Annotated in this window: 9 protein-coding genes; 2 read left to right on the forward strand and 7 right to left on the reverse strand. The window is 40.6% G+C overall.

The features are described 5' to 3' along the window. Positions 1-158: 158 nt before the first annotated feature. Entirely contained in the window at positions 159-1,436 is a 1,278-nt protein-coding gene (locus IPJ53_14975; GenBank protein MBK7800402.1) for an aminotransferase class V-fold PLP-dependent enzyme, read from the forward strand. 7 nt (positions 1,437-1,443) lie between these two features. Here the strand turns inward: IPJ53_14975 and IPJ53_14980 are convergent, their stop codons facing one another. Then, the gene (locus IPJ53_14980; GenBank protein MBK7800403.1) at positions 1,444-1,812 is read right to left on the reverse strand and encodes a VOC family protein; all 369 of its coding nucleotides are present in this window, start codon (positions 1,810-1,812) and stop codon (positions 1,444-1,446) included. A gap of 297 nt (positions 1,813-2,109) precedes the next feature. Between IPJ53_14980 and secDF the strand changes: the two genes are divergently transcribed. Next, complete coding sequence (secDF, locus tag IPJ53_14985; protein ID MBK7800404.1) at positions 2,110-5,205, forward strand: protein translocase subunit SecDF; 3,096 nt, start codon at positions 2,110-2,112, stop codon at positions 5,203-5,205. Between the two features lie 543 nt (positions 5,206-5,748). On the opposite strand, the gene IPJ53_14990 is transcribed toward secDF, so the two are convergent. From IPJ53_14990 to IPJ53_15015, 6 genes are all read right to left on the reverse strand, one after another. Then, positions 5,749-6,621, reverse strand: coding sequence for a hypothetical protein (locus IPJ53_14990; GenBank protein ID MBK7800405.1), 873 nt, complete (start codon positions 6,619-6,621; stop codon positions 5,749-5,751). Between the two features lie 2 nt (positions 6,622-6,623). Then, the gene (locus tag IPJ53_14995; protein ID MBK7800406.1) at positions 6,624-7,262 is read right to left on the reverse strand and encodes a class I SAM-dependent methyltransferase; all 639 of its coding nucleotides are present in this window, start codon (positions 7,260-7,262) and stop codon (positions 6,624-6,626) included. 79 nt (positions 7,263-7,341) lie between these two features. Continuing rightward, a complete protein-coding gene (locus IPJ53_15000; GenBank protein MBK7800407.1) occupies positions 7,342-11,763 on the reverse strand; it encodes a gliding motility-associated C-terminal domain-containing protein in 4,422 nt (1,473 codons plus the stop codon). A 12-nt stretch (positions 11,764-11,775) separates the two neighbouring features. After that, on the reverse strand, positions 11,776-12,285 hold the full coding sequence (locus tag IPJ53_15005; protein ID MBK7800408.1) for a gliding motility-associated C-terminal domain-containing protein: 510 nt from the start codon (positions 12,283-12,285) through the stop codon (positions 11,776-11,778). A 23-nt stretch (positions 12,286-12,308) separates the two neighbouring features. Further along, entirely contained in the window at positions 12,309-15,620 is a 3,312-nt protein-coding gene (locus IPJ53_15010; GenBank protein ID MBK7800409.1) for a hypothetical protein, read from the reverse strand. Next, positions 15,578-16,171, reverse strand: a complete 594-nt coding sequence (locus IPJ53_15015; GenBank protein ID MBK7800410.1) for a hypothetical protein — start codon at positions 16,169-16,171, stop codon at positions 15,578-15,580. Before IPJ53_15015 ends, IPJ53_15010 begins: the two co-directional genes overlap by 43 nt. Positions 16,172-16,197 lie beyond the last annotated feature (26 nt).

Genomic DNA, 16,197 nt, shown 5'->3' on the forward strand with positions numbered 1-16,197 from the left:
CGTTTTAAAATATTTTATTATATTGCGATTATTAATTATATATTTAGATTTATTTCCTGCTTTTGATGGAATTGTTGGGCGTGTCTCAGAACTTGATATATTTTTAAATAATGGTTCTTTCCGCTTATATTTGTTCGCAATCCACTAAACCTCCGTTCATGCAAAGACGAACCATGTTTAAATTATTGGCTGCCTCCTCAGCCGGTATTCTCTCTCCCTCCAGTTTATTGAAGGCTTCCGGGGATGAGTTCAAGCAAGCTGTTGATGACCTTAATCGACTCTCCCCCTCTGACGATGAAACTTTCTGGCATCAGATCAGGCTGGCCTATTCCGTATCGCCGACGTTGATTAATCTAAACAACGGAGGAGTTGCGCCTGCACCGAGGGTCGTGCAGGAAGCGGTGGAATATTACAGTAGAATGAGCAACGAGGCTCCATCCTATTACATGTGGCGGATTCTTGACCAGGGCAGAGAACCTTTAAGACAAAAGATGGCTAACCTTGCAGGTTGCAGTGCAGAGGAACTGGCATTCAACCGCAACTCTTCGGAGGCTTTGGAGACCATCATTTTTGGTTTGAGACTGAAGGCAGGTGACGAAGTAGTACTGACCAAACAGGATTACCCGAACATGATCAACGCATGGAAACAGCGGGAAAAGAGAGAAGGTATTGTACTTAAATGGATAAATTTTGAATTCCCCATTGAAGATCAAAAATTCATTGTAAAAAAATTCGAAGAGGCTTTCACTGATAAAACCAAAGTGGTCCATATCACCCACACCATTAACTGGAACGGACAATTATTGCCTGCAAGAGAAATTGCCCTGGCAGCTAAAAAAAGAAACATCGAAGTTTTAGTAGACGCTGCACATAGTTTTGCTCATTTCCAATACAAGATCAGTGATCTGGAATGTGACTACTTTGGCACCAGTTTGCATAAATGGTTATCTGCGCCAATAGGAAGTGGATTGCTTTATGTACGCAAAGAAAAAATTAAAAACCTTTACCCATTTTTGGCTGCAGCAGATCCGGAAAGTGAAGACATCCGAAAGTTTGAAAGCCTTGGGACCCGGTCATTTGCCCTTGAACAAGCCATCGGGCAGGCGATTGATTTTTTCCATTTAATCGGAGCTGAAAGAAAATTCAATAGACTCCACGAACTCAAAATGTATTGGGTCAACAAAGTAAAATCACACCCGAAAGTCAAAATAATTTCTCCCCTTTCCAAAGAATTCAGCGGAGCCATTTGCGCAGTATTGGTAGAAGGTAAAACTGCAGGTCAGTTGTCTGAATTTCTTCAAAATGAATACAAAATCCACACAGTGGGCATTGATTGGGAAAATATTCATGGGGTAAGAGTTACCCCAAATGTTTATACCATGAAATCCGAACTCGATAAATTGGTGACCGGAATCTTAAAATTTGCAGACAGCTGATAAACTCCTAATGTTGGAACAAAGCACAGAAGGCTCCGGCCGGATCCTGTATCACTGCGTATCTGGAGGATCCCCCATATGATTTTGGGCCTGAAATAATTTTGCCACCGCTTTCCTGAACAGCCACCAGACTTACCTCCAAATCTGCTACATTAAAATAAACCAACCATACCGGAGGAAGTCCTTCATTAGCCCCTCTTGAATGACATACTCCGGCTTTTGTAAAACCATCTGTCGGACTGTTGAGACAGAAGTCCTCATAGGTACCCATGGATACTTCCTGCACCGAAAAGCCAATTACCCTGGCATAAAAATCTTTGATTTCCAATGCATTGGGTACTGTCAAATCCGCCCATTGAAAGGCTCCGATGTTAATTTTTTCACTCACTTGCTGAAGGTTTTTTCAAAGATAGCTCTTTTACCCAATTGGAATTCATCTACCATTCAATGCATTATACCCACCCGCCGGACTGTCACTTCCTCTTCATTTTATTCTTAGTTTTATAATATATTAAATAAATATAATATATTTATAATAATTAATATTCAAATTTTTATATATTAAATATTATTATCTATGTCATCTTCTTTTTTCTGATTTTTCATGCTGTAGTCTGCCGAATAGCTGTATATTTGCGGAGTTTTTTAAAATCTATTATAGAAATCACATATTATGAAGGAAAAGGGTATTGTTAAGTGGTTATTGATAGCCATGTTGGTCGTCTGCGTAGTACAACTGATGTATTACCTTCCATCCATGAGGGTTGAAAGCGATGCAAATGATTATGCTAAGACTAAAAGCACAGGCATCACTGATGAAAATTTGGCTTATCAGGCCGAAAAACAAGCCAGAATAGAATATCTGGATTCCATGTCCGACAGGACCATTTTCAGTATTCCTTTACTCAAGGATTATACGTACAACGACCTGAAAAAACAACAGTTGGCGCTGGGTCTCGACCTCAAAGGTGGATTGAGCACCATCCTCCAAATTGACTTGAGAGACTTTCTTGTTTCTCTATCAGGCAACAATCAGGACCCGAATTTCAAAACTGCTTTGGACAACGCCAATGAGCGTTTGAAAAACAGCCAGGCTGACTTTATCAGCTTGTTTGTAGATGAATATAAAAAAGTTTCCGGAGGCAAAAACCTTGCTTCTATATTTTCCAGATCTGCCACGCTGAAAGATCAGATTAACATCAATTCCAGTGATGCCGATGTGAATCGGGTAATCCGCCAGATGGCAGACGAAACGGTAGATCTTACATTCAAAAGAATCAAGGATCGTATCGACAAGTTTGGTGCCATTCAGCCAAACATTTCCCTTGATAAAACAAGAGACATGATTTTGGTAGAGTTGCCGGGTATTGACAATCCTGAAAGAGCGCGCAGATACCTTCAGGCATCTGCCAAACTTGAGTTTTGGGATGTTTTCAGGGTGAACGACCCTGGAATCTTTGATGCTTTTGTAAATGCAGATACCAAATTAAAGCAATTGGCTTCCGGAGATACCTCCAGTGTCGAGAAGAAAAATTTCAAACTGCAAAACAGATACGATTATAATAGGGACAGCCTCGGTAATGTATTGGATTCTACCCTTGCAGGTGTAGACACCATTCCGACCAATTTAGATCCTATGGGTGATCGCGGACCTTTGTTCGCTATATTCAGTCCAAATGGCGCTTCTCAGCAAGGTTTAAGCTATGCTCCTGCGGTGATGGGAGTTGTAGAAAAACAGAACAAGGAGAAGTTCCTTACCATGATAAACAGATCTGAAATTAAGACTCTTTTCCCTACAGATTTAGAAATCAGGCTTGCTGCAAAAGCTTCCAAAAACAGCACCACCAACGAAACTACCAATCAATATGAGGTTTATGCCATCAAGAAGAGATTGGGCAGTGAGGGAGCTACTTTGGACGGTGAACGCGTTACGAGAGCTTTTGCTCAACCGGATAATGTCACCGGAGGTACGGTAGTAAGCTTGTCCATGGACAGCAAAGGAGCTAAAATATGGGGCGACATGACTACCCGTGCAGCACAGGACAACAATCGTGAGATTGCCATCTCCCTGGACGATGAAGTGGTTTCCTGCCCTAGAGTAAATGAACCTATCCTGGGTGGAAGTTCGCAGATTTCCGGTAACTTCTCCATTGACGAAGCAAAAGACCTTTCCAACATTCTTCAGGTTGGTAAATTACCTGCAAAAACAAGAATAGTTCAAGAAGCTTTGGTTGGACCATCCCTTGGAAAAGAAAATATTGAAAGATCACTTTGGTCCATATTGGGTGGATTCTTCCTCGTATTGTTGTTCATGTTGATTTACTATACCGCAGGAGGTTTTGTATCCATCATAGCACTTTTCTTAAACATCGTCTTCATTCTCGCTGCCTTGGCCTCTTTCGGTACCGTGTTAACGTTACCGGGTATTGCAGGGGTGGTTTTGACAATGGGTATGGCGGTAGATGCCAACATCATCATTTACGAACGTATTAAAGAAGAGCTCTTTGCAGGCAGAACTTATCTGCAATCCATTATAGAAGGTTTTAAACATTCTCTATCTGCCATCATAGACTCACACGTTACGGCCTTGTTATCTTCCATTGTACTCTTCTACTACGGATTAGGTCCGGTAAAAGGATTTGCCCTGGTTTTGATCATCGGTATCATATTCTCGGTATTTACTTCCGTGTTGGTTTCACGTTTGATCATCGACTGGTGGTCCGGCAAAGGAAGAACTATGTCATTTGCATCAAAAATGACTGCTCATGCTTTCAAGAATATTAATTTTGATTGGGTAGGCAATAGAAAATATGCCTACATCTTTTCAGGAATTCTTACGGTCATTGGATTGGTCTCCTTCTTTACCAGAGGTTTTGAACTCGGAGTGGAATTTAAAGGAGGGTATTCCATCAATGTGCATTTTGATAAAGACGTTGATGTTGAAAAATTGAGAAACTCCTTGACGAAATCATTTGAAGGAAATCCGATCGTTAAAAGTGTGGATACCAAAAATACCTTTAACATCACCACTTCCTACTTAATCAACGACAATTCCCCGGATGTAAACAACAAAGTAAAAGCAAAATTGCTGGAAGGTGTGAATGAAGCCACCGGGTCACAAATAACCACTGAAGAATTCAACAACCACGATGGAAGAGGAACGCATATCATCTCCTACAGCCAGGTAGGACCGGTTATTGCAGATGACATCAAGAATTCATCTTTGAAGGCCATTATATTCTCCTTGTTGATCATCTTCCTGTACATTTTTATTCGTTTTTACAAATGGCAGTACAGTGCAGGTGCCATCATTGCATTGGCGCATGACACTTTAGTGGTGTTGACTTTCTTCTCCTTGTTCCATGGTATTTTACCTTTCCCGATGGAAATTGATCAGGCGCTCATTGCGGCGATCCTCACAGTCATTGGTTATTCCATGAACGATACGGTAATCGTTTTTGACAGGATTAAAGAATATCTGAAAATGGATACTGACAGATCGGAAAAAGACTTAATCAATGCCGCCATCAATACTACCTTGTCCAGGACCATCAATACATCTCTCGTAACATTGCTCACCATCGTTATCTTATTCTTCTTTGGTGGAAGCAGCATCAGAGGGTTCTCATTTGCATTAATGGTTGGAATTATCATAGGAACCTATTCTTCCATTTTTGTGGCCACGCCAATTTTGGTAGACCTTTCAAAAAGTCTAAAAATCAAAGCGAGTAAAACACAAAAAATTGGAACCAAAGTAGCCAAAGTATAATTCACTAAATTATATACGATCCAAAAACTCCCGATCTGAATAAGGTCGGGAGTTTTTTTTTTAGATGATTACTTAAGGTCGTTTTCTTTCAAGCTAGGAAGCTCGAAATAACCAACGCACGAAAATTCTCCCGTTAGCCGCTTTCGCGCCTGCCTGCCGACGCAGTCAGGCAGGGTTCCTTCTCTTATCGTGCTGTCGCGCGATACTCTGCTGAACCAGAGATCGTTCAGTCATCTCATTAGCTCATTTCCTCATTCATAAATTCTCAAATTCTCAAATTCTTTCGTTAGCCGCTTTCGCGGTTCCTTCTCTTATCGTGCTGTCGCACGATACTCTGCTGAAGCAGAGATCGTTCAGTCATCCCAGCGTCAAACATTACGTTTATTTAAAGTAGTACCAATTAAAATGTACGTGAATTTCAAGCTGGGAAGCTCGAAATAACCACTGTTGTTTGATACCCTCCAGTTTCAAAGTAATTTCGCTTACAAAAGGTGAATTTTTAAAAAAAAATGAATTCCTTTTAGTTTAAAAAATTCTTCCATATCAGCTGAATAAACTCCAGCTATGTTCATAATAAGGAATTCTTGCAGGACCAAAACCTTCAAAAAATCTTCGTACACCCGGAATGTCCGAACCTTCAAAATCAAGTATCTTATGGGTGGCAGAATATTTTTTAATGAGTTGATCAAACAAGGCATACATGGCTTTTTGCTTTTTGCCTGCTTCTGAATTAAATGAAATCAGATAACTGATTCTGCTTCCATCATCGGTAAACACCCCTATGCACAGAAGTTCATGATCTGCAGAGCGCACACCCAGCAACCATCCGCTCCCATTCGAAATCAACCAATTCAAAAGTCTCTTGAATCTTATAAGATTGAATTTTTTAAGATAAGAAAATTCTTTTGCATGTACATCCAACCAACTTTTTAATTCATCAACTGAAACAGAATAATCAAAATAAAAATAACTGCTGGTTGTCTTTTCTATACTTCGCTTATGATGTGAAGAAAAACCATTGATTCCATTTTGTGTATAACTGTCCAGATCAAGAATCAAATTGGTTCGCTCTTTAGCACCCTCAAAAAAAAATGGAGTTTGCACAGCACCAAAATAAAATCTTTTCTCTAAAGCAGATTTCCAACTCATCCAATCAGATTCCGAAGGAATGTTTCTACCTATGATGTTTAACTGCTGACAAAAATCCTGACGGTACACTTTTGCCAGACCAAAATACTTTCGGTTATAAGCTACAGGTATTCTTTGATTGTTTTGCTTGTTAAAAAATGCTCCCCAGTGATCACAACTGATGTCCAAATATTCTGAATACCATTCTATTTTAGATTCAAAACTTTCTTGCAGGACCACATTCCATTCAACAGTGTTAATTTGTTTACGCGATTTCCATTCCCACATGTTCACTTTTTAATTGCCAGTGTAAGCCCATCTCTCAAGGGTAAAATGAATGCATCCCAATCTCCGCTTTCACTCACCAAGGTATTAAAATGATCCAGCACAGCGGTTTCCTGATCCTTTTTTTCATCCAGTACTTTTCCATACCAAAGTACATTATCTGCAATCAACAACGCACCCTTTTTCATCAACGGAGAAACCAGCGCGAGATATTCCGGATATTGTTTCTTGGCTGCATCTATGAAAACTAAATCAAATTCCAAATCAAGATTACTAATTCCCTCCAGAGCATCTTGTTTATGAAAAATTATTTTGGAAGCCAGTGGAATTTCTTTTTTTACAAATTCAATGATGTGATCATAGGTATCCACGACCTCGAAGGTGTGCAACAGGCCATCCTCTTCTAATCCTTCCGCCAGACACAGTGCACTGTAGCCGGTGAATGTCCCTAGTTCTAAGATACATTTTGGTTTTTTTAGCTTTGACAACAGACTCAACAACCTACCCTGCGAACTACTGCTCATCATCTGTGGTGACAAAGTTGACAAATGAGTTTTGCGTTCTAAAATTTGGAGATAATCGGGTATTGGCGAACTTTTTTGATCGCAATATCGCATGAGTTCAATTCCTATATCCGCTATCATTTATTACAAATTAAATTTCTTCAGTATGAAATTAATTTATGGAAATAGATTTAAGCTAGCTACCAAACCATACATCAGTTTATCTCAGCACCGTGATGTCTCCATAATATTTCAGTATGGCATCTCCATTTTTAACTTCCAGGTAATAAACATAAACTCCGGGATTCACTTTCACATCCTTGAAGGTACCGTTCCATCCCTGAGATGGATCATCTGATTTAAAATTGCTGTGATCAAAAACTGCTGCACCCCAACGATCCATGATCAACATGCGCTGCACCAAAACATCTCCTGTGTTACTCACCGGATAAAATACATCATTGGTCAAATCACCATTGGGACTGAAGACAGATGGAACAAAAACTTTTACCTCTGTGGTCACTTTAATTTTGATAACTGCTTCATCCGTACAACCATTCTCATCCGTTACGACTACTTTGATTTCCTGATCTTTGTTGGCTGTGAGAACGGGATTTGGACAATCACTGCAACTCAGCTGATCCGACGGAGACCAAACAATAGATTTAGGATTGCTACTATTTTTAATGATAAGATTCAAGGTCTGTTGCGTACCGGCCTGTAATTGAATTTCCGGTATGAGATCCAATTCCACACCACTGGTAGTGATGATGTTGATCGTTTGATCAAAAGTACAGCCATTGCGATCTTTGATTTTAATCTGGTACATTCCTTGCGGAAGTCCGTTGAAATCCGGATTGGCCTGGAATGTTTTTCCATTGTCAAATGAATATTGATAAGCGGGCGATCCTCCATTTATCTGTGTGACTACAATTCTTCCATTGTCCAATCCGCAACTTGCATCCGTCCTGTCAATGAGTGCGGATCTGATTCTTGCAGTATCTTCTACCACTTCAACTGTTTTTGTGGTGGTGCATTTATTCCGGCTGAGTGTGACTACACAAGTGTACAATCCGGGTACAGTCACTGCAAATTGCGGTACACCGCTTCTGAAGCCATTAGGTCCTGTCCATTGGATGTTGAAGCCTTGAGGATTGATCTGCGCTCTTACAGGAGCTGATGACCTCAGACAGGTAATAGAATCTGCCAACAAATCAACAGTAGGCGCCAAGGTATCTACGCCAACACTTAGATTTAAAACCCGCTCGCAATTTAAATTATTGGTAATGGTGACCTGATAGGTACCACCACCGGATACGACCGGATTTTTATCCGTGCTGGAAAAATTATTTGGACCGGCCCAATTAAATCGCAAGGTATTGTCTAATGCTATCAAATTCAAATTGATCATTCTCCTGTTACAGGTGATGGTATCGTTTCGCAGTTGGGCATCGGGTAAAATTCTAAAATCAAAAACACGAATGGTATCTGTTCGCTCACATCCGAAGGCATTGGTAATTTTTACCGTATACAATCCTGCTTCACGAACTTTTGCAGAATCTACATTACTGGTAAATCCATTTGGGCCAGTCCAGGTAATTGAACTGATATTCTGTGTGCTGCTGACCAATAAAACGCCTTGATTATTTCTACAACTTAAAGAGTCTACCAATTTCAAATTGATATCCGGTAAGTCTCCAAATTTTGCAAGATACAATTGCGAGGTAGCTTCACATCCATTCGCATCAATCACTTTCAAGATATAAATTCCGGAATCCTGAACAACAGGATTTTGCTGCATGGAGCTAAAATTATTCGGCCCGGTCCACTCATACCTGACACCTTGGGTGCTGGATCCACCTTGCAGGTTGGTCTGAAGTTTATTGCAATTTAAAGTATCCCCTTTGGTAAATACATCCGGCAATACATCTTTTTGAAAAACAAAAACACTGTCGAGCGTTATGCAACCGTTGGGGCCTGTAACTTCAATGATATACCAACCTTGTTTTGTAACCGGTGTTATTGCCTGAGTTGAAGTGAATCCTGAAGGACCTGTCCAATTGAATGTTGAATTTGGACTGATGGATTTTAAACTGATGTTGGCAGTGGTCTTACAGGTGATGGTGTCGGCAGCTAAGGAGACAGTTGGTTTGACCACATCTTCCAGAACTTGCACAGTATCTGAGTTCTCACAACCATTTTTTCCAATAATCTTTAAAATATAAATCCCTCCCCGATTAATCAGCGGAGCAGATTGAGATGAAGAAAAATTATTTGGACCGGTCCATGCAAAGGATGTTACCTGAGGATCTGCATTTACGCTTGGCACAATTCCATTGTTGAAACAATTGATGGTATCTGCATCCAGACTTAAAGCGGGTAAATTTTTATCTTCTGACAAAAGAATTGCACCGGTTTTAGGACAACCATTTTTACCGGTTACGACTACTATGTATTCGCCGGGATTACTCACAACAGGATTTCTCAGATTAGAAGTATATCCATTTGGTCCACTCCAACTGTATTTCAGTTGATCATCTGTAGACACCTCTAGTTGATGATTCAGTTTGATGCAATCCAATGTATCATTGATGAGCACTAATTGTGGAGTATCCAGATCTTTATAAATTTTGACCATTGCAGAATTCAGACAACCATTTGGCGCCTGAACGATGAGTATGTAATCTCCGGAATCCGTAACAGCATAACTGCTGTTATTGCCTAAGATTCCCTGAGGTCCTAACCAGTCAAATCTCGCACCGGCGGTATTGCTGGTAGCAGATATTTGCACAGATGTTTTTAAACAATTTAAAGTATCGCTGTTGGAAATTCCAAGATCCGGAATGGTCTTGTCCATGGCAACATAAACTGAATCGAAACCGGGACATCCTTCTTTTGTCAACAAACGCAAAACATACCAGCCGGAATCGCTGACTGATATTTGCTTTTTCGAAGAAACAAAACCATTCGGTCCGGACCATTGCAACGTGCCCGTGGTGTCTGTATTTTTCAACTTGACATCCACTATAGAATTTCTGCAATTAATGGTATCCGTAATAAAATCTACCGGAACGCTGGATTTAAAATTGACCACAAAAAAGGAATCTGTTTTTTCGCATCCGGTTGAATCAACTACCCGCAGATAATGCCAACCGGTATCTTTTACAAAAATGCTTTGCTTCAATATTTTCTTTCCACCGGGATAGGTCCATTCAAAACTTGGTTTTGCACTGACGGAATATCCGGTAATCAAAACAGAGTCTTGTCCGCAACGAATGGTGTCACCATCGATGGATAAATCAACATCTGTCCTTAAATCTTTGACGGTTACTTTTCCGGTGGCTTTACAACCGTAATCATCTGTGATGGTGATATCATAATCGCCCGGTTCTGTAATGTTGAAATCAGTTGATCGGGTGTAGGTGTACCCGTTGGGTCCGGACCAATCAAAGGTAACTCCGGGAACTCTTGACTTTGCATCAATAGATCCTTTTGGATTTTTACAATCAATGTCTGTTGCTTTCAGCGTCAGATCCGGTGGCTTCACACTACCTCCTACGGTAACACTGACTTCTTCGGTACATCCAAAAGGTCCGAGCACTTTCAACTTATATGTTCCCGGCGCATCAATGACCACCTTGTTGGTTTTATCTCCGCTTAAAATTTTTCCGTTGGTTGTGGTCCATTCATAAGTAATACCAGGACCGGATGAAGAACCTGAACCATCCAGAGTGAGCGGTCTGTTATTGCAATCAATGTCATCCGGCTGCGCAATGTCCGCCATGAGTTCATAAACGGTTACCGTGACTTCATCCTTTTCTTCGCAGCATTCAATAAATGAAATATCATCCAATCCACACAGACTAAACATCCCTGTACCTCCATAATTTGCGAAGCAAATATTTGCTGAGGTGGAAGCCCCTGAATTCCAGGTAAAAGTTCCGTCATTCTCCAGACACAATCCGCTTAATGCATCCACCTGCCCAATTAAATTTCCATTGATCTTCACACCAATGGAAGGTGGAGAGCCAAGTATATAAAGGATACCAAAAACTTTGAAGTAAATTTTATAAACTGTATTGGGATTTACCGTAACGGTTTGACAAAGTATATTTACTGCAGGTCCGGTAGGTGTGATGGCCATGGTAAATGCTCCGATGTTTGGGTTGCAACCAAATGCAGTGGCAATCTGCGGTACCGACATCACCATATATCCACCCGTGGACATCACAAAATTGTTGATGTTGGTGTATGGAGTATAGGAGGAAGTCGATGGAGCGATGCTGCCATTTTCAAATCCGCCGTTGAGAAATTTGTTGCCGGACATGCCTCTTGCTGTCAAGGTGTATGTCGTGGTGGACATCGGATTGGCTACCGGATTGAGTACATTGGGGTTGCTCAAGCCATCCGGTGGATCCCAGGTATAAGAACTAAAGCCACCACTGACATTTGCATTTAACTGTTTTCCCACACCTTCACAAATGGTGATGTCGGGCCCTGCATTCACTACAATATTACAGCCATTAGGCATGGAGGCCACCGAAGAAGGGTTAACAAATTGCTCACTTCTTAATTTTAATTGTGCTCCAGCCTGGAAAGAAAAAAATACTGCACACAGAATTAGTATCCAATTACACTTCATTAACTCTTCAATTTATCTTAGTAATGTTACATCGCCCTTAAGGGTCCATTTTTTACCATTCAAAGCTTCCACTTCAACCCAGTATACATAAACTCCCGGATTACATTTCTGACCTTTGAAATTCCCATCCCATCCATGATCAGGTAGATTGGGAAATGTATTTTTTATTTCAAACACTTTTTCTCCCCAACGGTCAAAGATTTGAAAGACATTAATTTTTATTACTTCATTGTCGGGTCCGTACACAAAAACCCGATCGTGAATATTGTCTCCATTAGGTGCAAACACATTCGGCACATAGACATCCGGCGTTTTAACTTTCACTTTAATGAGTGAAATAGATTCACATCCATTCTCGTCGATAACTTTCACCGTGTAGTCTGTATTGACCAATGGTTTTGCAACAGGATTCAGACAATCGCTGCAACTCAATCCGGCAACCGGTGACCACTCTACTGATTTAATTTTGGAAGGATCGATGTTAATAGTCAACAACAACTGTTCTTCAGATCCTAAATCCAACTGCAGCTCCGGTGGTAAATCAGTTATGATAAATGGTGTCTGGATGATTTCAAAATTTTGATAAATTCACATCCCGCATCATCTACCACGAGCAAATCATAAAAACCGGGACTCAGTTTACTGAAATCTGGTTTACTGCTAAATGTTAGGCCCTGATCGAGGGAGTACTTGTAATTACCGTGCCCACCTACCAAACTCAAAATACTGATCGAACCAAACAAATCTCCACAGATCGGGGAGACCGTCTTCAGGTTGACATCTTTTATCAAATTGGCGTCTTCAATTACCTGAACCGGTTTAACAGTCTTGCAGCCATTCACAGGATTTTCAACACTCACTTGATAAATTCCTGCGGTGGAAACTTTGTGCACGGCCTGATTGGAAATATTTTTTCCCTGAGCATCTGTCCAGCTAATTCTATTGCCGGATAAATCTCCAAAAACATTTAAAGTGGATTCAAGATTTTTACAATTGATGCTGTCCGCATTTGCAGTAATCTGAGGGCGTGTCGTGTCTGCAAAAATATTTAACAAACCCAGTGTTGCACAACCATTTCCTGAAGTAACGATGAGCTGATACAATCCGGGAACACTTGTTTTTTCTAAAGGTAAATTACTTGTAAACCCTCCCGGTCCGGTCCATCGCACCTTGTCCTGCAGGTTCTGAAGTTTAACCAACAAATCGGCTTGTAGATTAAGACATGAAATCGTGTCATTTGCAATTTGAATTACAGGCTTCATAGTATCCACCGGCACATCCAGTATTGCATCCTGAGTGCAGAAATTAGCTGCAGTCACCCTTACACTGAATCTTCCACCTTCTGCAGTAGAAAGATCGCGGATGGTTTGCTTTTGTCCTGAAGGGGCGGTCCACTCTATCAAAGAGGATGCAGATGCAGTCTGAGCCTTCAGTGTAATAATTCTTTTATTGCAATTAATCGTATCTCCTGCAACAATCAGATTTGGTTTTACGGTATCCTGGAATACAAAAATAGAGTCGGTGTAAGCACAATTGTTTGCAGTCTGCAAATTTAAAATATAATATCCTCCTCTGTTTACCTTGACGGTATTCTGATTGGAATTAAAACTTCCCGGACCTATCCAACTGATCCTTGGATTCTGGGTCGCTGAAATGTATGAGAGATCAATCTGGGTTTTCTTACAATTCAGACTGTCTCCTTTTAAAACAAACCTTGGCAAAGCGGTATCCTGCACGACTGCATAATCCAATTCAGAAGAGCAGCCTCTTGGATTCGTAACCTTGATTTTGTAAACTCCTCCTGATGAAATGCTGACATCTTTTTGAGTGGAGTTGAAGGTGCCGGGGCCAGACCAGAGATAATTTAAAGAGTCTTTACTGGATAAAGCAGTAAGGGTAATGTTTTTAACTGCGCAATCAAGTGTATCGCCCAGCACGGTTAGATCAGGTTTGTCTCTGTCCGCAATGATTTTTAGGATTAATGAATCTTTACAGCCATTCCTGTTGTGTGCAATCAGCAGATAGTCGCCTGGATTTTTAACAAAAGGATTCAGTACATCGGAAAAATAATTGTTATTCAATTTCCACTCCAAGGTACCATCGTGATTAACAGCGTTGGCAAAAAGTTTAATAGAATCCAGCAAACAATTTAATACATCATCTCTTCCCGATAATTGAGGACGATTAAAATCTTCTGTTACTGCAAAGTCAATGATACTTTCACAAAAGTTTGCAGCAGAAATTTTTAGTTTATAGTTACCGGATCTTGAAATAGATGGAAATGTTTCTTTTGAATTAAAACCTCCCGGACCCGTCCAATCAAAGATGATCGAAGAAGAATCGCCATTGTGCTTTACAATAAAATCCGGGTGCAAACAATTCAGTGTATCCGTGGCAATATTCAATTTTGGAGCAATCGTATCCACGGTTACTTTTATCAGTATACTGTCTGCACAACCGTTTTTAGAAACAGCAGAAAAAATAAAATCGCCGCCATAATCAACGGTCAAATCCTTTTGCTGGTAACGATTACCAAACGGGTCTTTCCAATTTAACACTGCACCCGGATCATTTGTCTGACCTGCAAGGGTAGTCAAACGGCGTAGACAATTGAGGGTATCGTCCTTTGAAGAAAGTACTGGTTTATCCGTATCACGAACAATGTCCACCACTAAAGAATCCTGACAGAAATTATTGGATTCCAGGGAGAATTTATATTTACCCGCTTTAAAAAATTTATAAGTAAAAGAATCCTGTTGCAAAAAGCCATCGGTTCCAGAGATAAATAAATTCTTGTACTTGCTGTTGCGATTTATGATCAAGGTTGCTGAATCTTGCAGACAGTTGATGGTGTCCACATGAAAATCAATTTGAGGTTTATTTTTATCCACTGCCACATACACAGAATCAAAACGGATACATCCTGAAGGTGTAGTAGTTTTTACATAGTAAAGACCACTGTCTGCGGTAGTCCAATTGGGTCCGGTTTTTGTTTTACCTTTTGGACCGCTCCATTCGAACATTGAATTAGGAATAGAAGAATTTACGTTGAGAAAGCTGCTGTCCGTTTTGCAATTGATGGAATTGGCATTCATCACAATTTTTGGGTTGTCGGCACGACCAATAATTTTAATTGAATCTATTCTTTTACAATTGTAAGCATCCGTTACGGTAACGTAATAAGTACCTGATTCGAAAACCAAAGGATCTTTTACATCGGCATTGTAACCATTGGGACCATTCCAGTCATAGGTGACATCCTGATCGCTGGTAGTTGTTTTGATCAGCGCAAAATTCTTTCCACAACCTATGGTGTCTTTGGTAGAAAGATTTATCACCGGCGGAGTTTTATTTCCCATGACCTCTACCGTAACAGTTTTGCAACAGTTTGGCAAAGGACTGCACACAGTAAGGTTGTAAGTTCCGGGTCCATCTATCGTAGGTTGCAAGGTTTTGTCACCACTGAGAATTTTTCCGGGTGAAGCGGTCCACTGGTAAGTCCAACCCGGACCTTTGGAAGAACCGTTTCCATTCAACTGTATGATGTACTTATCGCAGGTAATGATTTCAGGATCTTCGATTTCTGCAATAATTTCCTGCACATCAACCTCTACTGTATCTCTGATTTCACAAATTTTATTCAACACAATATCATCAATGGCAAAATCATTTCCACCGGTGGCGGTATTTTGATTGACGATGCAGATTTCAATACTGGTATTTCCTCCACTGTTGAAGGATGCAAAAAATTTCTCCCAGGCACACACCGCCCCGCTTGAATTAAAAATCGGACCAACGGTACTTCCATTCACACTTACCTGGAGAATGGCCGGGAAGCAGGGGACACAGATGCACACCAAAAAGAAAATTCATAATCCATATCCGGCATTACCGGCACTTGCTGACACCATACATTCTGCAAACTAGCCGCTCCATTCAACACCATCATAAGTCCACCTCCGGAGGTATGATCCCCACAGCTGCCCCATGCAGAGTGTCCCAACTGAGGATTGGTTATTACATCATAAGTTCCCTCACAATCCAAATACCCAAAACCATAACATGGTGTAGATCCCACTGCATAATCAGTGGTATATCCGGTTCTACCCGAACTAAAAGTCCCATTGATGACTAGATTGGTTGGGTCAAGTCCTTTAGCCACCAAATAGTAAGTCATGGGACCAAAAACGGTGACCTTAGGGGTCAGAGACTTTGGTCCGCTGAGATTGATGGTAGGTTCCCAAAAAAATTCCTTTGGGTTACCAGTGATCTTCCCATTTAAAGTAACCATATCGCCCGGACGGCAGACCAGCATGTCCTTTCCGGCATCGACTTTAAAGTTACACTGGGCTATAAGCCCATAAACCAACGAAGTATAAATAGAAAAAAGTAAGATTAATCTTTTCACATGGTTCCAATAAGGGTCTTAAAGTT

The organism is Candidatus Vicinibacter affinis, assembly GCA_016714365.1.
GTDB lineage: Bacteria > Bacteroidota > Bacteroidia > Chitinophagales > Saprospiraceae > Vicinibacter > Vicinibacter affinis.

Bases quoted from the DNA above. Each gene is read 5' to 3' on its own strand.
- IPJ53_15000 (MBK7800407.1), bottom strand. From the start codon at position 11,763: ATGAAGTGTAATTGGATACTAATTCTGTGTGCAGTATTTTTTTCTTTC.
- IPJ53_14990 (MBK7800405.1), bottom strand. From the start codon at position 6,621: ATGTGGGAATGGAAATCGCGTAAACAAATTAACACTGTTGAATGGAAT.
- IPJ53_14975 (MBK7800402.1), top strand. From the start codon at position 159: ATGCAAAGACGAACCATGTTTAAATTATTGGCTGCCTCCTCAGCCGGT.
- IPJ53_14995 (MBK7800406.1), bottom strand. From the start codon at position 7,262: ATGATAGCGGATATAGGAATTGAACTCATGCGATATTGCGATCAAAAA.
- secDF (MBK7800404.1), top strand. From the start codon at position 2,110: ATGAAGGAAAAGGGTATTGTTAAGTGGTTATTGATAGCCATGTTGGTC.